This is a genomic window from Vallitalea maricola (genome assembly GCF_036985595.1).
GTDB classification, from domain to species: Bacteria; Bacillota; Clostridia; order Lachnospirales; family Vallitaleaceae; genus Vallitalea; species Vallitalea maricola.
This window is the reverse complement of the sequence record NZ_BTPU01000209.1, coordinates 1-223: the sequence shown is the minus strand read 5'-3', so window position 1 is coordinate 223 and position 223 is coordinate 1. Positions and strand designations below refer to the sequence as shown.

1 protein-coding gene is annotated in these 223 nt (G+C 31.8%); it reads right to left on the bottom strand.

Features of this window, described 5'->3' with window-relative positions:
• A partial coding sequence (locus tag AACQ14_RS23885) for a stalk domain-containing protein (protein WP_339366041.1) occupies positions 1–223 on the bottom strand: 223 nt, incomplete at both ends.

The window sequence follows — 223 nt, the reverse complement described above, 5'->3', positions numbered from 1 at the left end:
ATATTTACCTTTTCTTCAACATCGATATATTTATTACTATGATAATCAATATAGTCGTCAATAGGTCGAATCATACCTTTAAACTTGCTCCCTTTTGAAAAAGATATGGTTTTCGTCAGTTGGTTCCAACTTACCGAATATCCCATATAGTTTGCAAAACTTCTAACAGGAATATAAATCTCATCATTATAGGTAATTGGTGATAACCCCTCCTTCTTAAGTG